Source organism: Streptomyces seoulensis, assembly GCF_022846655.1.
GTDB lineage: Bacteria > Actinomycetota > Actinomycetes > Streptomycetales > Streptomycetaceae > Streptomyces.
In genome coordinates, this window is record NZ_AP025667.1 from 3,803,972 (window position 1) to 3,826,414 (window position 22,443).

Here is a 22,443-nt window from a genome sequence, read left to right on the forward strand (position 1 = left end):
CGCTTCACCCGTCCGGACCAATCGGACCCGCCGCACCGTTACCGGTCCCCGGGCCGGGGCACAGCGGGACCATGGGTAACTACGACGACTCGATCACCGTGGCGGTCCCGGCCGACCGCCTCTTCGACTACCTCGCGGACGTGGAGAACCTCCCGGCCTACCTCCCCCGGCTGACCTCGGTCGAGCCGGAGGGCGGCGACCGCGTCACCGTCACCGCGCACATCGACCCGCCCGGCGAGCCCGAGCAGGACGTCACCAGCCAGGCGTGGGTCCATGTGCTGGAGGACGGCAAGAGCCTGGAGTGGGGTGCGCCCGGACCCGACGACTACCACGGCCGGCTGCACGTGGCAGCGGGCGACGAGTCGGGCAGCTCGCGGCTGACCGTCGAGCTGCACACCGACAACGTCGAGGGCGAGCACGTCAGCCGCGGCCTGGAGGAGGCCCTGCGCGGCATCAAGCGCGCCGCCGAGCGGTCCGCCCGCTAGCGGGTCCCCCCTCCCTTCGTGGGCGCGGGCAGGAAGCCCGTGCGGTGGAACCAGGTGAGGTAGCGGGTGAGCACCTCGTCGGTCAGCGGGGGCTGGTGGACACCCAGGGCGCCCACGGCCTTGGCCGTCTGGTGGGAGTCGAAGCGGCGCCGGTCCATCGCCTCGTGCCGGGTCTGCGGCTCGTCGCCGAGGAAGAGCTGCGCCGCGTTGTCCGGGTCGGCCGCGACACGGGCCTGCCACTCCTGGACGGGGACGGTCGCCGGCTCGTGGCCGAGGCGGGCGGCCGCCTCGAAGACGCGGCCCAGGTCAGGGGCGTCCGGGTTGGTGAAGTGATGGACCTCCCCGCCCGTCTGCGCCGACCCGGCGAGCGCCACGACCGCCCTGCTGACGTGGTCCACCGGCACCCAGTCGGTGGAGCCGTACGGCAGGTCGGGGACGGCCCCGGCCTGGAGGCAGCCCTTGATGAGCTGCCAGAGCAGGTCCCGGTCCTGGCAGGCGCCGGTGACGGTGTCGCCGCTGATCCGGCCGGGCCGGTGCACGGTGACCGGCAGGCCGCGTTCGCGGGCGAGCCCGACCAGGCCCTCCGCGACCCACTTGCTCCGGGCGTAGCCGTCGGGCAGGGCGGCCGCCGGGCCGGTCGGGGTGGCCTCGGTGATGACGACGGGGTCGGGTCCGGTCGCCGGGGCGAACACGCTGGTGGTCGAGATGTAGTGCATGCCCGGTGAGGCCGAGTCGGCGAGCAGCCGCAGCAGTTCCTCGGTGCCCGCGACGTTGGGCGCGCGCAGATCTCCGTACCCGGCGGCGAAGTTGACGCGTGCGCCGTTGTGCAGGACGGCGCCGAGACGGCGGACCAGCGCGGCGCGGTCCTCGGGGGTCAGGCCCAGGCCGGGAGCCGCGAGGTCGCCGGGCACCGGGTTGACCAGGGTCTCGTAGCGGGGCTGCCAGAGGCCGTAGTGCTCCAGGTTGGCGCGCAGCCGCTCGGCGGCACGCCGGGGGTCCTCGGCGCGGACCAGGCAGTCGACCGGGCCGTCGGTGCTCTCCACGAGGTCACGCAGGAGGAACGCCCCGAGGAACCCGGAGGCGCCGGTGAGCAGCGGGCGCGAGGCGGGGCGGGCGCTCCGGCGGACGGTGGCCGTGATGTCCGGTGCGAGGCGGACCTCGGCGGCGAGGTCGAGTCCGCCGCCGTACCCCTGCTCCCTGGGCGTACGGTCCAGCAGGCGGGCGACGCCCGCCACGGTCGGCGCGGCGAACAGCTCCCGCAGGGACAGGCGCCGGCCGCAGCGCTCCTCGATCCGCTGGGCGAGGGTGACGGCGAGCAGGGAGTGGCCGCCGAGGGCGAAGAAGTCGTCCTCGACGCCGACTCGGGGCACCCCGAGGGTCTCCGCGAACGCCGCGCACAGTTCCCGTTCGAGGTCGGTGCGCGGGGCCGTGTGCTCGCCTGTCGCGGTCCGCTCGGGCGCGGGCAGGGCCTGCCGGTCGGTCTTTCCGTTGGGGGTGAGGGGCAGGGCGTCGAGCGGGACGCAGGCGGCCGGGACCATGTGGTCGGGCAGGCTCTCGGCGAGGCGGGCGCGCAGTTCGGCCGCGTCCGGTGCCTGCCGCCCTTCCTCGGCGACGGTGTAGGCGACCAGGCGCCGGTCACCGGGGCGGTCCTCGCGGACCGTCGCGCAGGCCGCGGCGATGCCGGGCAGCGCGGTGAGCGCGGCCTCGATCTCGCCCAGCTCGATCCGGAAGCCGCGCAGTTTGACCTGGTCGTCCACGCGGGAGACGTAGACGAGTTCGCCGTCAGTGGTCCAGCGCGCCAGGTCGCCGGTGCGGTACATCCGGCCGCCCGCGCGGTCGAAGGGGTCGGCGACGAACCGGGTCGCGGTCAGGGCGGCTCGCTCGTGGTAGCCGCGGGCCAGGCTGGCGCCGGAGACGTACAACTCACCGGCCACGCCCGGCGGTACGGGGGCCAGCCGGTCGTCCAGGACGTGCACGCGGGTGCCGTCGACGGGGACGCCGATGGGCACGGTCCGGTCGGGTGCGAGGGGGCCGTCGGCGTGCTGGAAGGCGCTCATGGTGGCGCAGACGGTGGTCTCGGTGGGGCCGTAGGCGTTGACGAGGTGCCGGTCGCGCGCCCAGGTGTGCACCAGGTGCGGCGGGCACGCCTCGCCGGCGAGGGCGATGGTGGTGCCCTCGGGCAGCGAGCCGGGCGGCATCACGGCGAGCGCGGCGGGCGGCAGGGTGAGGTGGGTGACGCCGCGTTCGCGGACGGTGTCGGCGAGGGCGGGGCCGGGCAGCAGGGCGTCGCGTTCGTCGATCTCCAGGCAGGCCCCGGTGAACAGGCCCATGCACATCTCCCAGAACGCGGCGTCGAAGCTGACGGACGCCACGTGCAGCACCCGGTCGCCGGGGCCGACCCGCAGCCGCTCGGCATGGGTGCGGGCCAGCGCGCCGACGCCCCGGTGGGTGACCACCACGCCCTTGGGCAGGCCGGTGGAGCCGGAGGTGTAGATGACGTACGCCGGGTGCGCCGGGTCCGGATCGCCCAGGGTGGCCGGCGCCCGGTCGGCGGTGAGGTCGCCGACGTGGACGTACGGCACCGGCAGCTCGGGCAGCCGCTCGCGCACCTCGGGGGTGGTCAGCAGCAGGCGGGGGCGGGAGTCCTCGACCATGTGGGTGAGACGGCGGGCCGGATAGTCGGGGTCGAGCGGTACGTAGGCGGCGCCGGCCTTGAGGACGCCGAGCAGGGTGACGAGGAGTTCGCGGGTGCGGGGCAGCGCGACGGCGACCCGGTCCTCGGGGCCGATGCCGCGCGCGGTGAGGCGGGCGGCGACGGAGTCGGCGAGGGCGTCGAGTTCGCGGTAGGTGAGCGTGGTGGTGGCGTCGCGGACCGCCGGTGCGTCCGGGGTGCTCCGGACCCGGCGCCGGAAGAGGGCGGGGACGCTCTCGGGCAGGTCCGCCTCGGGGCCGGTGCCCCAGGCGGTGACGCGGGCGCGGTCGGCGTCGGTCAGGACGTCGTAGGCGCGCAGCGGCCGGTCGGGGTCGGTGGTGACGGCGGTGAGCAGCCGGACGAGCCGCTCGCCGAGGGCGTGGACGGTGGCCGCGTCGAAGAGTTCCGTCGCGTAGTCCACGGCGGCCCGCATGGCGCCCGGTGCCCCGCTGTGGTCGCGGGTCTCGGTGAAGGTGAAGGACAGGTCGAACTTGGCCACGTCCAGCTCAGCCGGTACCGGGCTGACGGTGAGGCCGGGCAGCTCGACGGGGGCCGCGGGGCCGTGGTTCTGCAGGACCAGCATGGTCTGGAAGAGCGGGTGGTGGCTCTGCGAGCGCGCGGGGTTGAGGAGTTCGACCAGGCGCTCGAAGGGGAGGTCCTGGTGGGTGTAGGCGGAGAGGTCGAACTCCTTCACCCGGTCCAGGAGTTCGCGGAAGGTGGGGTCGCCCGAGAGGTCGGTGCGCAGGACGAGGGTGTTGACGAAGAAGCCGACCAGGTCGGTGGCGGCCTCGTCGGTGCGTCCGGCGACGGCCGTGCCGAGCGGGATGTCCTCGCCCGCGCCGTGCCGGGACAGCAGCAGGGACAGCGCGGCCTGGAGCACCATGAAGACGCTGCATCCGCTGGTGCGGGCGAGGTCCGCGATCCGGCGGGCGGTGTCCGCGTCGAGGCTGAAGTCGTGGGTGGCGCCGATGTGCTGGGGCACGGCGGGGCGCGGCCGGTCCCACGGCAGGTCGATCAGCTCGGGCAGGCCGCCCAACGCCTGCCGCCAGTGCTCCAGTTGCCCGGACAGCACGCTCGACGGGTCGCCCTCGTCCCCGAGGAGGGCCCGCTGCCACAGGGCGTGGTCCACGTGGTCGACGGGCGGCACGGTCCAGCCCGGCGCCTCGCCGCCCACGCGGGCCCGGTAGGCGATGCCCAGGTCGCGGGCGAGGGGCGCGAGCGAGGAGCCGTCGGCGGCGATGTGGTGGACGACCAGGACCAGGGCGTGGGAGTCGGCGGCGAGCCGCAACAGGGTCGCCCGAAGCGGGAGTTCACGCTCGATGTCGATCGACTCGGCGGCGGCCTCCGCCACGGCCGCGCCGAGTAGGCCCTCGTCGGTGTCCCGGACGGTGAACGGCACGGTCGCCGCGCCGGGCTCGGTGATGAACTGGCGCGGTCCCTCCCCGTCGGCCGGGAAGACGGTGCGCAGCGCGGAGTGCCGGGCCACCACGTCGTCGAGCGCGGCGCGCAGGGCTTCCCGGTCGAGGGGGCCGTCGAGGCGGACGGCGAAGGGGATGTTGTAGGTGGCGGAGGGGCCGTCGAGCCGGTGCAGGAACCACAGGCGCCGCTGGGCGTAGGACAGCGGCAGCACGGCGGGGCGGGGCTGCGGGACGAGGGCGGGGCGGGCCGGGCGGTCGCCGTCGGCGAGGGCGACGGCGAAGGACGCGACGGTCGGGTGCTCGAAGAGGGTGCGGATCTCGGTCTCGGTGCCCAGCGCGGTGCGGACGCGGCCCACGAGGCGGGTGGCGAGCAGGGAGTGCCCGCCCAGGGCGAAGAAGTCGTCGTCCACGCCGACCCGGGGCACGCCGAGCACGTCCGCGAACAGCCCGGCGACGATCTCCTCGTGCGCCCCGCGCGGCGGCCGTCCCTGCGCCCTCGTGTCCGTGGCGGGGGCGGGCAGGGCGGCCCGGTCGAGCTTGCCGTTGGCGGTCAGCGGCAGTTCGTCCAGCGGCTGGACGGCGGACGGCACCATGTAGGCCGGCAGATGGCGCCCGATGTGCGCGGCCAGCCGGCCGGGGTCGGCGGTGTGGCCGGGGGCGGGGACGACGTAGGCGGTGAGGGTGCGGTCGCCAGGGAGGTCCTCGCGGACCAGGACACAGGCGGCGCGCACGGACGGGTCGGTGCGCAGCACCGCCTCGATCTCGGCGGGTTCGATGCGGTGGCCGCGCAGCTTGACCTGCTGGTCGGCGCGGCTGACGTAATGGATCAGCCCCTCGGCGTCCCAGCGCACCACGTCGCCCGTGCGGTACATCCGCGCGCCGTCCCCCTCGAACGGGTCGGCGACGAACCGGGTGGCGGTCAGGCCGGGGCGCCCCAGGTAGCCGCGCGCGACGCCGGGCCCGGCGATGTACAGCTCGCCCTCGGCGCCGGGCGGAACCGGGCGCAGGACCGCGTCCAGGACGTAGGCCCGCATGCCGTCCAGGGGCCGGCCGATGGCGGGCATGCCGGGTGGGGCGTCGGCCGGGATCCGGTGGACGGTGGCGAAGGTGGTGGTCTCGGTGGGGCCGTAGGCGTTGAGGACGGTCGTGCCGGGATGGGCGGCGGCCAGGTGCTGGAGCACGCCGGGCGAAGCGGCCTCGCCGCCCGCCGCGGCCAGCCGGAGCAGGCCGAGGGCGCCGGGGTCGGTCTCGGCGATGACGTTGAACAGGGCGGTCGTCAGGAAGGCCGCCGTCACCCCGTGCCGGGCGACGAGGTCCCGGAGCGTGGCGGGCTGGAGCGTGCCCTGCGGCGCCACGACGACCCGGCCGCCGCTCAGCAGGGGCGCCCACATCTCGAAGGTGGCCGCGTCGAAGACGTACGCCGAGTGCATCAGGACCGCCTCGGCCGCGCCGTCGGCCCAGGTGCGGTCGGCGGCGAGGGCGGTGATGTCGGCGTGGGTCACGCCCACGGCCTTGGGCAGGCCGGTGGAGCCGGACGTGAACATGACGTACGCGAGCCGGTCGCCGCCGGGTACGGCGGGCAGGGCGCCGGGGGCGAAGGGGCCGCCGCTCAGGACGCGTCCGGCGGGGTCCACGGTGAGTACGGGGATGCCGAGGCCGCGCACCCACGGGTTCTCGCGGGTGGTCCCGTCCACGATCAGGGCGCGCAGCGGGGCGGACTCGGTGACGCGGTCGAGGCGTTCGGCGGGCCAGCGTGGGTCGAGCGGGACATAGGCGGCTCCCGCGCGCAGGACCGCCAGGGCTGCGGTGACCTGGGCCGACGAGCGGGCGAGCAGGATGCCGACCCCGTCCTCGGCGCCCACCCCGGAGCCGGTGAGGGCTCCGGCCAGCCCGGTGGACAGCTCCTGCAGCAGCCCGTACGTCAGCTCCTCGCCCGCGCCGGTGACGGCGACCGTGCCGGGGTGGCGCTCCGCCTGCCGGGACACGGCGTCGGGAACGCTCAGGTTCCGTACGTCCGAGCGGAGTTCGTCGCCACACCCCAGCGCCAGCAGCCGCTCCCGCTCCCCCTCCAGCAGCAGCGGCACACTGTCGGCGCGTACGTCGAGCCCCGCGGCCATCAGCGTGAGCACGCGGCGCACGCGGGCCACGGTGCGCTCGGTCTCCGCGTGGCCGAGCAGGGCGGAGCGGTAGCCGAAGGTGATCCGAAGGCTGTCCTCGCCGGGGGCGATGGTGAGGGTGAGGGGGTAGTGGGCGGCGTCGGTGCCCTCGATGCCGGCGACGGTGAGGCCGGCCATGCCCTGCTGGGCGGTGCGCAGGGCCTCGGCGTCGAGCGGGTAGTTCTCGAAGACGGCGAGGGTGTCGAAGAGCCGGTCGAGCCCCGCGGTCTCGCATATCTCGGTCAGGCCGACGTACTGGTTGCCCAGCAGCCGCCCCTGCTCCTCCTGGAGCCGGGTGAGCAGCGCGGCCAGGCTCTCGCCGGGCTCGGGGCGCAGCCGTACCGGGACGGTGTTGATGAACAGGCCGATCATCGTCTCGATGCCGGGGATCTCCGGCGGCCGCCCGGAGACGGTGGTGCCGAACACCACGTCGGAGCGTCCGGTGAGGTGGGCCAGCACCAGGCCCCAGGCTCCCTGGACCAGGGTGTTGAGGGTGAGCCGGGAGGCGCGGGCCGTCTCGCGCAGCCGGTGTGTGGTGTCGCGGTCCAGCTCCAGCACCAGGGTGTCGGGCAGCTCGGCGGAGTCCGGCCCCTCCGGCGCGCCCCGCCCGGCGAGCAGGGTGGGCGTCTCCAGCCCCTCCAGCGCGCCGCGCCAGGTGGCCAGCGTGGCGGCCCGGTCCTGGGCGGCCAGCCAGGCGAGGTAGGTGCGGTACGGGGTGACGCGGGGCAGCGTGCCGTCGTCGCCCTGGCGGGCGTACAGCTCGAACAGCTCGCGCACCAGCAGCGGGACGGACCAGCCGTCGAAGAGGAGGTGGTGGCTGGTCATCACCAGCCGGTGCCGGCCTGGCGCGGTGTGCACGAGGGTGAACCGCATCAGGGGCGGGGTGGTGAGGTCGAACCGGCGGGTGCGGTCCTCGGCGAGGAACGCGTCCAGCGCCTCCGGTCCGGCCGCCGAGGTGAGATCCAACTCCTCCAGCGGTACGGGGACTTCGGCGGCGACCGCCTGGACGGGCTGGTCCAGGTCCTCGTGGAGGAAGCCGACCCGGAGGTTGGCGTGGCGGCGCAGCAGGGTGCCGATGGCGGCGCGCAGCCCGAAGACGCTGACGGTGCCTTCGAGGTCGAACACGAACTGGGTGGTGTAGACGTCCACGGCCTGGGAGTCGTAGAGCGAGTGGAAGAGCATGCCCGCCTGCAACGGCGTCAACGGCAGCACGTCCTCCAACTGGAACCCGGTCACTTGCGTCCACCCCACTTGTTCTGAAGTCGGTCGATCTGGGCCTGGTCCAGGGAGACCAGGGGAAGGTCGGAGGGCGTGTAGCCGCCCGCGTCGGGCTGTAGGGCGTGTTCGGCGACGGCACGCAGGGCGCGGGCGAAGGCGTCGGCCAGGTCCGCCACGTCCTCCTCCTTCAGCAGGTCGCCGGGCCAGGCCCAGCGGGTCACGAGGACGGGTCCGTCGGCGCGGTCCTCGGTGTGCGCGTTGATGTCGATGACGTGGTGGACGGGCATGTCCGGGTCCTGGCTGCGCGGCTGGCCGCCGTCGAGCAGGACCTCCCAGTCGCCCGCACTCCCGGCCGAACCGTCGTACCTGCCCAGGTAGTTGAAGCCGATCTGCGGGGCCGGGGCGGTGAGGCGGTCGCGGGTGGCCGGGTTGAGGTGCCGCAGCATCCCGTAGCCGACGCCGTGGTCCGGTATCGCCCGCAACTGTTCCTTGACCTGCTTCACGGCGCGGTCGATCAGGGTCGCGTCGAAGCGCGCGGGGTCGACGACACGGCCGGGGCCGGGGTCGAGGCGGACCGGGTACAGGCTGGTGAACCAGCCGACCGTGCGGGAGAGGTCGATGTGGTCGGCGAGCTGTTCCCGGCCGTGGCCCTCCAGGTCGATCAGGACGGCGGTGTCGTGCGTGCGGCCGGTGCCCCGGTCCTCGCGCCAGGCACGGATGGCGAGGGCGAGCGCGGTGAGCAGGACGTCGTCGACCCCGGCGTGGAACGCGGCGGGCGCGGTGGTGAGCAGCGGGCCGGTCCAGCGGGCGTCCAGCCGGGTGGTGATGGTCCGGGTGTGCCCGGCGGTGTCCCGGTCCGCGTCGAGCGGCCGGTGCCCGATGCGCGGGTCCGGGGTGCTCAGCACGCTTTCCCACAGGGGGAGTTCGCGTTCCCGCTCCGGTGTGCGCGCCTGGGCGGCGAGGAGCCGTGCCCAGCTCCGGTACGGCGTGGCGACGGCCGGCGGTGCCGAAGGCGTGCCGGTGACCGTCTGCCAGGCGGTGGCGAGGTCGGCGGCGAGCACCCGCCAGGAGACCGCGTCCACGGCTAGGTGGTGGACGACGAGGAGCAGCCGTCCGGGGGTGTGCGGTCCCGCGTCGCCCCACACGGCCTCGATGACATGGCCGTCGGCGGGCCGCAGCCGGGCGCGGGCCTGTTCGCCCGCCTCGGCGAGGGCGGCGGACGCGGCGCCGGTGTCGAGCCCGGTGATGTCGAGCCGGGTGAGGCGCTTGCGCGCCAGGACGGAGCCGGGCGGCTGTGCGTGCAGGAGCGGCTCGTCCTCGGCGGACCGGGTGACGCGCATCCGGAGCATGTCGTGGTGGTCGATGAGGAGTTGGAGGGTGCCGACGAGGGATTCCACGTCGGCTTCGAGCGGGGTGCGCAGCACCGCGGACTGGTTGTAGCCGTCCGCGGCGCCGGGCCGCTGGAGGAACCAGGCCGCGATGGGCGTGGGCGGCATCTCGCCGGTGCCCGCCTCGGCGGGTCCGGCGGAGTCCTCCGTCAGCGCGGTGGCGACGGCCGCGATGGCCTCGGGGGTGCGGTGGACGAAGACGTCGCGCGGGGTGACGGCGAGCCCGGCCTGCCGGACCCGGCTGACGAGCTGGATGGACAGGATGCTGTCACCGCCGAGCGCGAAGAAGTCGTCGTCGGTGCGGACGGCGGGCGCGCGCAGCACGGAGGCGAACACCTCGCACAGCACGCGCTCGCGCTCGGTACGCGGATGCCCGCCCGGCCTGCCGCCCGTGACACGCGCGGGGGCGGGCAGGGCGCGCCGGTCGGTCTTGCCGTTGGTCATCAGCGGCAGTGCGTCCAGGTGCACGAAGACGGCGGGCGTCATGTACGGCGGCAGCACGTCGGCCAGCTCCCGGCGCAGCACCTCGTCGGCCGGATCGGCGCCCGGGGCGGACACGACGTAGGCCACCAGGCGCCGTTCGCCGGGCTGGTCCTCGCGTACGAGGGCGCAGGCGGCGCCGACGCCGGGCAGGGCGGCGAGCGCGGTCTCGATCTCGCCGAGTTCGATGCGGAAGCCGTTCAGCTTGACCTGGTCGTCGGCGCGCGAGACGTAGGTGAGCAGGCCGTCCGCGTCGCGCCGTACGAGGTCGCCGGTGCGGTACATCCGGCTTCCGCAGGGCCCGAACGGGTCGGCGACGAAGCGGGTGGCGGTCAGCCCGGACCGGTTCAGGTAGCCGCGCGCCAGCCCGTCGCCCGCGATGTACAGCTCGCCGGTGACACCGGGCGGCACGGGCTGGAGGCGGGCGTCCAGGACGTGGGCGCGGGTGTTGTCGACGGGGCGCCCGAGCGGCACGCTCCCCTCGGCGGTGTCGGTGTCGTCGTGGGTGTGGTGGTGGGCGGTGGCGTCGATGGTGGTCTCGGTGGGCCCGTACAGGTTGTGCGTCTCGGCCCGCCAGGCGTCCCGGACCCGCCGGGCCAGGGTGCGCGGCAGGGGTTCGCCGCCGCACAGGACGGCCCGCAGGGTCGCGGGTGCTTCCTCGCCCGCCGTCTCGGTGAGGACCAGTGAGAGGTGCGAGGGCACGAACTGGGCGATGGTGACGCCCAGTTCCCGCGTCCGGGAGAGGAGTCCGGCGGGGTCGTGGTTGAGGGCGGCCGGTACCGGGCAGGTGGAGCCGCCGTGCAGCAGCGGCAGCCAGGTCTCCCAGACCGAGGCGTCGAAGCTGGGCGAGGTCCGGGCCAGCACGCGGTCGGCGTCGGTGAGGGCGAGGTGGCCGGCCATCCAGGCCATGTGGTTGGTGAGCGAGGCGTGGGCGACGACGACACCCTTGGGGCGGCCGGTGGAGCCCGAGGTGTAGATGACGTAGGCGGCGTCGCGCGGGTCCGGCACAGTGGCGGGCGGTGCCGTGTGGCCGGTGGACCAGGTGGCCCGGTCGTCCAGCGTGAGGCAGGGCACGGGCAGTCGGCGGTTCGCGGCCCGGTGGGTGTGGGTGAGCAGGAGGACGGGGCGGGCGTCGGACAGGGTGTACGCGACGCGCGCCTCGGGGTGCTCCAGGTCGATGGGAAGGTAGGCGGCCCCGGCCTTGGTCACGGCGAGCATCGCCACGACCTGGTCGGAGGTGCCTTCCAGGGCGAGGGCGACGAGGTCGCCCCGGCCGATGCCCCGGCCGCCCAGGTGGTGCGCGAGGTCGTCGGAGAGCTGGTCGAGTTCGGTGAAGGTCAGGGTGTGGTCGGCCCCGCGTACCGCGACGGCGTCCGGGGTCCGGGCGCACTGCGCGCGGAACGCCTCGGGGGCGGTGCGCGCGGCCACCGGCCGGACCGGCCCGAGCGCGGCCTGCTCCAGCCGCTGCCGCTCGTCCGCTCCCAGCACGTCGGCCGCGTGGACGCGCCGGCCGGGGTCGGCCGCGAGGGAGGCGAGCAGGCGGGTCAGCCGGTCGGCGAGGGCGTACGCGGTCGCGTGGGTGAACAGCTCCGTGGAGAACTCCAGGTTCCCGTCGAGCCCGGCGGGGTGCCCGGCGCGGTCCTCGGTCTCGGTGAAGGTGAAGGTGAGGTCGAACTTGCTGATGCCGGTGCGCACCGGCTGCTCCGAGACGGTGAGGCCGGGCAGCTCGATGTCGGCGCCGGCCTGGTTCTGGAGGACCAGCATGGTCTGGAACAGCGGGTGGTGGTTCTGGGCCCGGTCCGGGCTGAGGGCGTCCACCAGCCGCTCGAACGGCACGTCCTGGTGGTCGTAGGCGGCGAGGTCGAACTCCCGCACCCGGTCGAGCACTTCCTCGAAGGTGGGGTCGCCGGTGAGGTCGGTGCGCAGGACGAGCGTGTTGACGAAGAAGCCGACCAGGTCGTCCAGGGCCTCGTCGGTGCGTCCGGCGACGGCGGTGCCGAGCGGGATGTCCTCGCCGGCGCCGTGCCGGGACAGCAGCACCGACAGGGCGGCCTGGAGCACCATGAAGAGGCTGCACCCGCGGGCGCGGGCGAGCGCGGCGAGGGCCTGGTGGGTGCCGGCGTCCACCGGGAAGGCGAACGCGTCGCCGCGGTGCTCGGTCACCGCGGGGCGGGGCCGGTCGCCGGGCAGTTCCAGCAGCTCGGGCGCTCCGGCCAACGCGTCGCGCCAGAAGGCCAGTTGCCGCGCGGCCCGGCTGGCCGGGTCCTGCTCGTCGCCGAGCAGCGTGTGCTGCCACAGGGTGTAGTCGGCGTACTGGACGGCGAGGTCGGTCCAGCCGGGTTCCTCGTGCGCGAGCCGTGCCCGGTACGCCTCGCCGAGGTCGCGGGCGAGCGGCGCGAGCGACCAGCCGTCGCCCGCGATGTGGTGCAGGACCAGGACGAGGACGTGGGACGCGGCGCCGAGCCGCAGCAGCCGGGCCCGCACCGGCGCCTCGGCGCTCACGTCGAAGGCGTGGGAGACCTCGGCGGCCAGCACCTCGTCCAGGCGGACGGGGTCGGTGTCGCGGGGGGTGAGGTCGAGGTCGGCGGCCTGGGCGTCGAGGATCGACTGGCGCGGCACGCCGTCGGTGTCGGGGAAGACGGTGCGCAGGCTCTCGTGGCGTTCGACCACGTCGGCCAGCGCGTTCTCCAGGGCGTCGGCGTCCAGCGGACCGTCCAGCCGCAGCACGAGCGGGACGTTGTAGGTGTCGCTGGGGCCCTCGAACCGGTTGAGGAACCACAGTCGGCGCTGCGCGGAGGAGAGCGGCAGCGGCTCCACGCGGTGTTCCGCCCGCTCCAGCGGGAGCCGCGCCACCTCGGCGCCGTCGAGCACGGCGGCCAGCGCGGCCGGTGCCGGGTGCTCGAAGAGGGACTTGACGGGCACCTCCACGCCGAGTGCGGCGCGGATGCGGGCGGTGAGCCGGGTGGCGAGCAGGGAGTGTCCGCCGAGCGCGAAGAAGTCGTCGTCGGGGCCCACCGCGTCGAGACCGAGCACGTCGGCGAAGAGTCCGCAGAGGATCTCCTCGCGGGCGGTACGGGCGGGGCGCCCGCTCACCGGTGCGTGCTCGGGCACCGGCAGCGCCCGCCGGTCCACCTTGCCGTTGGGGGTGAGCGGGAGGGCGTCGAGCGTGACGAAGGCGCTGGGCACCATGTAGGCGGGCAGGGAGCGGCCGACGGCTCGGGCGAGGTCGCCGGGGTCGGGGCGGGCGCCGCTCGCGGGCACCACGTAGGCGACCAGGCGCCGGTCCCCCGGTGTGTCCTCGCGGACGACGGCGAAGGCGTCGGCGACACCTTCGCAGCAGGCCAGCGTGTTCTCGATCTCGCCCAGTTCGATGCGGTAGCCGCGCAGCTTCACCTGGCCGTCGGAGCGCCCGACGTAGGCGATCTGGCCGTCCGGGGTCCAGCGGACCAGGTCTCCGGTGCGGTACATGCGCCCGCCCGACGCGTCGAACGGGTCGGCGACGAAGCGCGTGGCGGTCAGGCCGGGTCGGCCGGTGTAGCCGCGCGCCACCCCGCGTCCGGCGAGGTACAGCTCCCCCACCACGCCGGGCGGGACGGGCCGCAGGGAGCCGTCGAGGACGTGCAGACGCATGCCGTCCAGCGGGCGGCCGATGGGCGGCGGTCCCGCGGGCAGGTCGGCGGTCACCGGGTAGCGGGTGGCGAAGGTGGTCGTCTCGGTTGGCCCGTACACGTGCAGGACCCGGGTGTCGGGCGCGAGGGCCGCGATCCGCTGCATCGCGTCCGGGGAGGCGAGCTCACCGCCGGCGCACACCAGCCGCAGCCCGGTGAAGGCGCCGGGGTCGGTCTCGGCGATCACGTTGAACAGGGCGGTCGTCATGAAGACGGCGGTGGCCCCGTGGGTGTGGACCGCGTCGTCCAGGGTGCGGGCGTCCAGGACGCCTTCCGGTGCGACGACGATCCGGCCTCCGTGCAGCAGCGGGGCCCAGATCTCGAAGGTGGAGGCGTCGAAGACGTACGCCGAGTGCATCAGCACGGCGTCGGCGGCGCCGTCCCGCCAGGCGGAGTCGGCGGCGAGCGCGGCCACGTCGGCGTGGGTGACACCGACGCCCTTGGGCAGGCCGGTCGAGCCGGAGGTGAACATCACGTAGGCCGTCGAGGCGGGGTCCGGTACGGGAACCGGGTGACCGGGGTGCTCGGGGGCGCCGCGCAGGACCCGGCCGAGCCGGTCCAGCGCGACGACCGGTGTCCGTGCGGCGGCCGCGGCCACCCAGGGTGAGCCGCAGGCCGCCTCGTCGACCAGCAGGACGCGCACTCCGGCCGCCCCGGCGACCTGGTCGAGCCGTTCGTCGGGCCAGCGGGCGTCCAGCGGGACGTAGGCCCCGGCGGCGCGGACCGTGCCGAGCGACGCGGTCACGACGGCCGGGGACCGGCCGAGCAGTACGCCCACGCCGGTCTCGGGGCCGATGCCCAGGCCCGCGAGGGTGCGGGCGAGGGCGTCGGAGAGGGCGTCGAGTTCGGCGTAGGTGAGGGTGGTGCCGTCGGCGGTGACGGCCGCCGCGTCCGGGGTGCGCCGGGCCTGGGCCGCGAACAGCGCGGGCAGGTCGGCGCCCTCGTCGGTGGCGGGCAGGGCGCGGCCGGTCCCCCACCGGGTCACGCGGGTGTGCTCGTCCGGCGTCATCAAGTCGTGCTCGGCCAAGGGCCGTTCGGGCTCGGCGGCGACCTGCTCCAGCAGACGCAGGAGCCGGGCGGCGAGGTTCTCGACGGTGCCGCGGTCGAACAGCGCGGTGGCGTACTCGACCCCGGCGCCGAGACCGCCGTCCCGGTCCTCGGTGAAGGCGAAGGTGAGGTCGAACTTGCTCAGCCCGTTGTGGACCAGACGGTCCTCGACGACCAGGCCGGGCAGGTCGGGGCGGACGCTCTCCTGGTTCTGGAGCACCACCATGGTCTGGAACAGCGGGTGGTGGTCGCGTGCCCGGACCGGGTTGAGGTGCTCCACGAGACGCTCGAAGGGCACGTCCTGGTGCGCGTAGGCGGCGAGGTCGAACTCCCGCACCCGCACGAGGAGTTCGCGGAAACTCGGGCGGCCGGAGAGGTCGGTGCGCAGCACGAGGGTGTTGACGAAGAACCCGACCAGGTCCTCCAGCGCCTCGTCCGTGCGGCCGGCGACGGGCGAGCCGAGCGGGATGTCGTCGCCCGCGCCGTGCCGGTGCAGCAGGGCGGCCACGGCCGCCTGGAGCACCATGAACAGGCTGCTGCCCGACTCCCGTGCCAGCCGCAGCAGTCGGCCGTGCAGCTCGGCGGGCACCTCGAAGGTGTGGACGCCTCCCCTCGGGTCGACGGCGGCCGGGCGCGGCCGGTCCAGCGGGAGGTCGATCAGACCGGGCATCCCGGCGAGCGCGGTGTGCCAGTGGTCGAGCTGGCCGCGCAGCACGCCCTCGCTCTCGTCCTCGCCCTCCCCGAGGAGCGCGCGCTGCCAGAGCGTGTAGTCGGCGTACTGGAGCGGGGTGCCGAGGGTCAGCCCCGGCTCGGCGCCTTCGAGGCGGGCCCGGTAGGCGGTGCCGAGGTGGCGGGCCAGCGGGGCGAGGGACCAGCCGTCACCGGCGACGTGGTGGACGACGAGGACCAGCACATGGTGTTCGGGCGCCGAGCGCAGCAGCAGGGCGCGCAGCGGCAGGTCGGTGGTGACGTCGAACGTCTCCTGCACGGCGGCCAGCACGGTGGCGTCCATGTCGGCCGGTGCCGTGCTCACCACGGGCAGCCCGGGCGTGGCCTCCCCGGCGGGCAGGACGGTCTGGTGCGGTACGCCGTCGCGCTCGGGGAACACCGTGCGCAGCGCCTCGTGCCGCTCGATGACGTCGCCCAGCGCGGCCCGGAGGGCGTCCGGGTCGAGGGCGCCGTCGAGTTCGAGGACGAGCGGGATGTTGTACGTGGAGCTGGGCCCCTCCAGCCGGTTGAGGAACCACAGGCGCAGTTGGGCGTAGGACAGCGGCAGCGGATCGGGGCGGTGCGCGGCGGGCAGGACGGCGGGGCGGGCCCGGCCGGGGGTGTCGAGGGCGCGGGCCAGTCCGACGACGGTCGGGTGCTCGAAGAGGGTGCGGACCGCGAGCTCCGCCCCGAGGACGGCGCGGACACGGCTGACGACGCGCATGGCGAGCAGGGAGTGGCCGCCGAGGTCGAAGAAGCTGTCGTGGGGGCCGACGGCGGGGCGGTGCAGGACGTCGGCGAAGATCCCGGCGAGCAGCTCCTCCTGCGGGGTGCCCCGCCCGGAGACCGCCGGGGTCTCGGCGTCCGGCTCGGGTTCGGGCAGGGCGCGCCGGTCCACCTTGCCGTTGGGCAGCAGCGGCAGTTCACCGAGGACGACGACGGCGCCGGGCACCATGTAGTGCGGCAGCGTCTCGGCAAGGTCCTCGCGCAGCGCCGTGGCGCGCGGTGCCCCGTCGGCGGTGACGGCGTAGGCCACCAGCCGGCGCCTGCCGGGGGCGTCCTCGCGGATGACGGCGCAGGCGGCGGTGACGCCGGGGCGGGCGAGGAGCGCGGCCTCGACCTCGCCCAGTTCGATGCGGAAGCCGCGCAGTTTGACCTGGTCGTCGGCGCGGGCCACGTACTCGATGAGCCCGTGCCGGTTCCACCGCACGAGGTCGCCCGTGCGGTACATCCGGGCGCCCGCGGTGTCGAACGGGTCGGCGACGAAGCGCCCGGCGGTCAGGCCGGGGCGGCCCAGGTAGCCGCGCGCCAGGTTGGGGCCCGCGAGGTACAGCTCGCCGGTGACACCGGCCGGGACGGGACGCAGCCGGGCGTCGAGGACGTAGGTGCGCATGGTGTCGACGGGGCGGCCGATCGGCACGGTCTCGGACGCCGGGCCCTCGCCCTCGGGGACGCGGTGGGCGGTCGCGTCGATGGTGGCCTCGGTCGGGCCGTACAGGTTGTGCGCCTGGGCGTGCCAGGTGTGGGCGATCTCGTCCGCGAGGGCGCGCGGCAGCGGTTCGCCGCCGCACAGGACGGCGCGCAGCGCGGGCAGCGGCGCCGCGTCTGCGGCCTCGGCGAGGACGAGCGCGAGGTGCGAGGGCACGAACTGGGCGACGGTGACGCCGAACCGGTCCATCCAGCCGACCAGCGCCCGCGGGTCCTGGTTGGCGCCGTCGGGCAGTACGCACACCTCGGCGCCGTTCATCAGCGGCAGCCACAGTTCCCACACGGAGGCGTCGAAGCTGGTGGAGGTGCGGGCGAGGACCCGGTCGCCCCGGGTGAGCGACAGGTGCCCGGCCATCCAGGCCATGTGGTTGGCGAGCGCGCCGTGCGGCACGGTCACACCCTTGGGGCGGCCGGTGGAGCCGGAGGTGTAGATGACGTACGCCGGGTCGGCGGGGTGGATCGGGTCGGCCGACTCGGTCTCCACGGAACCCGGTTGGCCGGGGTCGAGCCACGGTACGTCGGTGTGCGGCAGCGCCTGGTGGACCTCGCTCGTGGTGAGCAGCAGGACCGGGCGGGCGTCGGCGAACATGTGCCGGATGCGGGTGGCCGGGTAGCGCGGGTCCACGGGCAGGTAGGCGGCACCGGCGCGCAGGACGGCCAGCATGGCGACGACGGTGGTGACGGACGGGGGCAGCGCGAGCGCGACCAGCGTCTCGCGTCCCGCGCGGCGTGCACGCAGTACGTGGGCCAACGCGTCGGCCCGGGCGTCCAGTTCGGCGTAGGTGAGGCTGGTGTCGGCGTCCCGTACGGCGGTCGCGCCGGGGGTGCGGGAGGCCCAGAGCCGGACCGCTTCCGGTGCGGTGGCCGTGGGGAGGGGGCGGTCGGTGCCCTGGCCCTGGGCCAGGAGCCGGTCGCGTTCGCCGGGGCCGAGCGGATCGAGGTCGCCGACGGCCCGGTCGGGGTCCTCGACGGCCTCGGTGAGGACGCGGGCGAACCGGTCGCACAGGGCGCGGGCGGTGGCCTCGTCGAAGAGGTCGGAGGCGTATTCCAGGTAGCCGCCGATGCCCTGGGCGGGTTCGGTCCGGTCGGCGGACTCCTTGTTCTCGGTGAGCGAGAAGGTCAGGTCGAACTTGCTGATCCCGGTGTGCCCGGAGCGGTCGCGGCTGGTGATGCCGGGCAGGTCGATCGCGGCCCGCTCCTGGTTCTGCAGGACCAGCATGGTCTGGAAGAGCGGGTGGTGGTCACCGGAGCGCTCGGGGTTGACCGCCTCCACGAGCCGCTCGAACGGGATGTCCCCGTGGCTGAACGCGGCGAGGTCGAACTCCTTCACCCGGCCGAGGAGTTCGCGGAAGGTCGGGTCCCCGGAGAGGTCGGTGCGCAGCACCAGCGTGTTGACGAAGAAGCCCACCAGGTCGTCCAGGGCCTCGTCCGCGCGCCCGGCGACGGCGGTGCCGAGCGGGATGTCCTCCCCCGCGCCGTGGGCGCGCAGGGTCACCGCGAGGGCGGCCTGCAGCACCATGAACGGGGTGCAGCCGGCCTCGCGCGCCAACCGGACCAGCGCGGCGTGCGCGGGGGCGGGCAGGTCGAAGGGCACCGCCCCGCCCCGGTGGCTCGGCGCTGCCGGACGGGGCCGGTCCAGGGGCAGTTCGAGCAGGTCGGGAGCCCCGCGCAGGGCCTCGCGCCAGAAGGCGAGCTGCCGTCCGGCGAGGCTGTCCGGGTCGCCGTCCTCACCCAGCAGCCGGCGCTGCCAGAGGGCGTAGTCGGCGTACTGGACGCGCAGCGCGGGCCAGTCGGGGGTGTCGTCGCCGGCCAGCCGGGCGCGGTAGGCGGCGCCCAGGTCGCGGCTGAGCGGGGCGAGGGACCAGCCGTCGGCGACGACATGGTGCGGGACGAGGACCAGGATGTGACGCTCGGCGCCGAGCCGGAGCAGCCCGGCGCGGAAGGCGACGCCCCCGGCGAGGTCGAACGGGGCGCCGGACAGCCGGCGGACCGCCTCCTCGGCCCACACGTCGGCGGTCCCGGCGTCCGGGGGCTCCTCGACGGCGAGCGGGACGAGCGCGGCGGCGGTGCCGGCGTCCAGGACGACCTGGCGGGCCTCCCCGTCCTCCTCGGCGAAGACGGTGCGCAGGCTCTCGTGGCGGGCGACGACATCGGCGAGGGCGCCGCGCAGGGCGTCCGTGTCCAGCGGGCCTTCGAGGTCGAGGACGAGCGGGACGTTGTAGGTGTCGCCGGAGCCCTCGGCCCGGTTGAGGAACCACAGCCGCCGCTGCGCGAAGGACAGCGGCACCGTGTCGGGCCGGTCCTGCGGGACGAGCGCGGGGCGGGCCGCGCCGGAGGTGTCGAGCACGGCGGCGAGGGAGGCGACCGTGGGGTGCTCGAAGAGGGTCCGCAGGTCGAGTTCGGCGCCGAGCGCGGTCCGTACCCGTCCGGCGAGCCGGGTGGCGAGCAGGGAGTGGCCGCCAAGGGCGAAGAAGTCGTCGGCCACGCCGACGCCGGAGACACCGAGCACGTCGGCGAACAGGCCCGCCAGCACCTCCTCGTGGGCGGTGCGCGGGCCGCGCCCGGCGGTCACGGAGGCACGGGGCGCGGGCAGGGCGCGGTGGTCGAGCTTGCCGTTGGCGTTCAGCGGCAGCGCGTCGAGCAGGACGAAGGCGGACGGCACCATGTAGGAGGGCAGCGTCCGGCCCACGGCACGGGCGAGGGCGGCGGCGTCCGGGGCGGCGCCGGGCGCGGGTACGACGTAGCCGACGAGACGCCGGTCGCCGGGCACGTCCTCGCGGACCAGGACGCGGGCGGAGCGTACGGCGGGGTCGGCGAGCAGGGTGTTCTCGATCTCGGCGGGCTCGATGCGGAACCCGCGCAGTTTGACCTGCCCGTCGACGCGCCCGGCGTACTCGATGTCACCGCCGGCGCTCCAGCGGGCGAGGTCGCCGGTGCGGTACATGCGGGCGCCGCTCGGGTCGTACGGGTCGGCCACGAAACGGGTGGCGGTGAGCGCGGCGCGCCCCTGGTAGCCGCGGGCCACGCCCCGGCCGCTCACGTACAGCTCGCCCACGACGCCGGGCGGCACCGGGCGCAGCCGGTCGTCCAGGACGTACAGGCTCATGCCGTCCAGGGCCCGGCCGATCGGGGGCACGCCCGCCGTGTCGGCGGCGACCGGGTGGCGGGTGGCGAAGGTGGTGGTCTCGGTGGGCCCGTACACGTTCAGCACGCGGGTGCCGGGGGCGGCCGCGGCGACCCGCTGGGTCAGGCCGGGGGCGGCGGTCTCACCGCCGGTGGCGACCAGGCGGAGTCCGGCGAAGGCGGCCGGGTCGGTCTCGGCCACGAGGTTGAACAGCGAGGTCGTCAGGAACAGTGCGGTGACCCCGTACCGCTCCGTCATCTCCCGCAGGACGCGCGGCTCCAGGCCGCCGGGCGGGGCGACGACCACCCGGCCGCCGTGCAGCAGCGGGGCCCAGATCTCGAAGGTGGAGGCGTCGAATACGTACGCCGAGTGCATCAGGACCGCGTCGGCGACCCCGTCCCGCCAGGTCGAGTCGGCGGCGAGTGCGAGCACGTCGGCGTGGGTGACGCCGACGCCCTTGGGCAGGCCGGTCGAGCCGGAGGTGAACATCACGTAGGCGAGGTGGTCGCCGCGCCGCACCTCGGGCGGGGTTCCCGGCCGCTCGGGGGCGCCGCGCAGGAGGGTGCCGCGCTCGTCCACGACGAGGACGGGGAGCGTGCCGGCCCTCTCCTTGACCCAGTCCTCGTCGGCGGTGGCGGCGTCCACCACCAGGGCGCGGACGCGGGCGGTCCCGGCGACCCGGTCCAGCCGTTCGACCGGCCACGCGGCGTCCATCGGTACGTACGCCGCGCCCGCGCCCACCGCGCCGAGCGTGGCCGCCACGACCGCCGCCGTGCGTCCGATCAGTACGCCGACGCCGTCCTCGGCGCCGAGGCCCCAGCCGCTCAGGGCGCCGGACAACTCGGCCGATGCCCCCGCCAGTTCACGGTAGGTGAGGGTGTGGGCGCCGTCCACGACGGCCGGGGCGCCCGGGGTGCGGCGGACCTGCGCGGCGAACGCCTGCGGCAGAGCGGTGTCCACGGCGGGCAGTCCGGTGCCGCGCCCCTGCGCCAGCACGGCGGCGGTCGCCGCGTCGTCGAGCAACGGCAGTTCGGCGAGCGGGGTTCCGGCGTCCGCCCCGGCCAGCGCCGTCAGGAAGGAGACGACGGCCTGCTGGTGCAGCCGCACGTCGTCCGGGTGGTACAGCTCGGGGTTGGTGTCGAAGCCGATCAACGGCCCCTGTCCCTCGGACCGTTCGGAGACGAAGAGGGACACGTCGTCCACCGGGCCGATGGACAGCAGCCGGGAGGTGGCGGGGCTGCCGGCGAAGTCGAGGCCGTACTCGAAGCCCATGATGTTGACGACGACGTCGGTGAGGCGGGCCCCGTCGGCCATGTTCAGCTCGCGGGCGAGCTGTTCGCGGGAGAAGCGGCGGTGGCGCAGCGCGCCGCGCATCTCGGTGGCGACGGCACGGACCAGGGCGCCGACCGTCATGCCGGGGGTGACGGTCAGACGCAGCGGCAGGATGTTGGAGGTCATGCCGACGATGTGGCGCAGTCCGGCGTGCCGGCCGTGCGAGGCGAGCCCGACCCTGACGTCCTGGGTGCCGGTGACGCGGGCGACGTAGGCGGCGACCGCGCTGACGAGGACGGCGGTCCAGGTGGTGCGGTTGTCCCCGGCCAGTCGGCGCAGTTCGTCCAGGACGGTGACGGGGAGGGTCTCGCCGGAGTGCAGTTGCACCGGTGCGTCGGAGGCGGCGCGCGGGGCGGGGGTGTCGCCGCGGCGGCGGATGAGGGGCGAGGCGGCGCGCGTGTCGGCGTCGTCGTCCGGGCCCTCCCCCGCCGGGCCGGTGAACCGGCCGGTCCAGTAGGCGCGGTCGGTCTCGAGGCGGCCGGAGGCGCGGTAGGCGCTCTCCTCGGCGACGAGGTCGCGCAGGGGCGCGGTGGCGGTCTCCGCCTCGTCCTGGCTCTCGCCCCGTGCGGCGCGGGTGTAGAGGTCCGTGACCGTGCGGGCGACGAGGGCGCCGCTGAGGCCGTCGACGGCTATGTGGTGGTAGCGGATGTACCAGAAGTGCAGCGTGGGGCCGAGGCGCAGCAGGGCGAAGTGGTGCTGCGGGGCGTCCAGTCGGTCGACGGTGGCCATGTCGTCGGCCATGTACCGCTCGGCCGCAGCGGCGGGGTCGTCCGCGCCGCTCAGATCGACCCGGTCGAGCCGGCTCGGGGCGTCCGGTCCGGGACGGACCACCCGTTGGCGAATCGTTTCACCGTCTGTGACGAACTCCAGGTGAAGGCTGTCGTGGAGGGCCACGGCCCGGTCCACCGCGGCGGCGAATAAATCCTCGTCGAGGCCGCCCCGGATCTCCAGGCATTCCCCGATGTTGTATTTGGGGCTGTTCGGATCGACCAGTTGCCCATACCACACACCCTGCTGCGCAGCGGTCAGTTCGAACGGTTCTTCGGGCGTCACGGCGAACACGGCCGAGCGGTTTTCACGCATGCGGGATCAACCTTTGGGGAGAGGTTTCGGGGACGGTGAGGAAAGCAGGGGTAAAGCGAACGCGCGCATACGCGGTTCGCCCCGTGGCGTTCCCGTGACGGCGAAAGGAAGAAAGCGCGTATCCGAGATGTCGAACGCGACAGCGTCACCCGCGCT

The 22,443-nt window shown here is 75.1% G+C and carries 3 protein-coding genes; 1 reads left to right on the forward strand and 2 read right to left on the reverse strand.

Translation table 11 applies throughout. The features are described from left to right. Window positions 1–71: 71 nt before the first annotated feature. Entirely contained in the window at window positions 72–485 is a 414-nt protein-coding gene (locus HEK131_RS17525) for an SRPBCC family protein (protein ID WP_217462065.1), read from the forward strand. On the opposite strand, the gene HEK131_RS17530 is transcribed toward HEK131_RS17525, so the two are convergent. Then, the gene (locus tag HEK131_RS17530) at window positions 482–7,987 is read right to left on the reverse strand and encodes a non-ribosomal peptide synthetase (RefSeq protein ID WP_244336038.1); all 7,506 of its coding nucleotides are present in this window, start codon (window positions 7,985–7,987) and stop codon (window positions 482–484) included. The two genes, HEK131_RS17525 and HEK131_RS17530, sit on opposite strands and share 4 nt — an antisense overlap. After that, window positions 7,984–22,287 carry a non-ribosomal peptide synthetase gene (locus HEK131_RS17535; RefSeq protein WP_244336039.1) on the reverse strand — a complete coding sequence of 4,768 codons (14,304 nt, stop codon included), beginning with the start codon at window positions 22,285–22,287 and terminating at the stop codon, window positions 7,984–7,986. Before HEK131_RS17535 ends, HEK131_RS17530 begins: the two co-directional genes overlap by 4 nt. Window positions 22,288–22,443: the final 156 nt, after the last annotated feature.

What these genes read in the sequence shown, in the direction of transcription:
- HEK131_RS17525 (WP_217462065.1), top strand. Translation starts at nt 72, where the DNA reads ATGGGTAACTACGACGACTCGATCACCGTGGCGGTCCCGGCCGACCGC.
- HEK131_RS17535 (WP_244336039.1), bottom strand. Translation starts at nt 22,287, where the DNA reads ATGCGTGAAAACCGCTCGGCCGTGTTCGCCGTGACGCCCGAAGAACCG.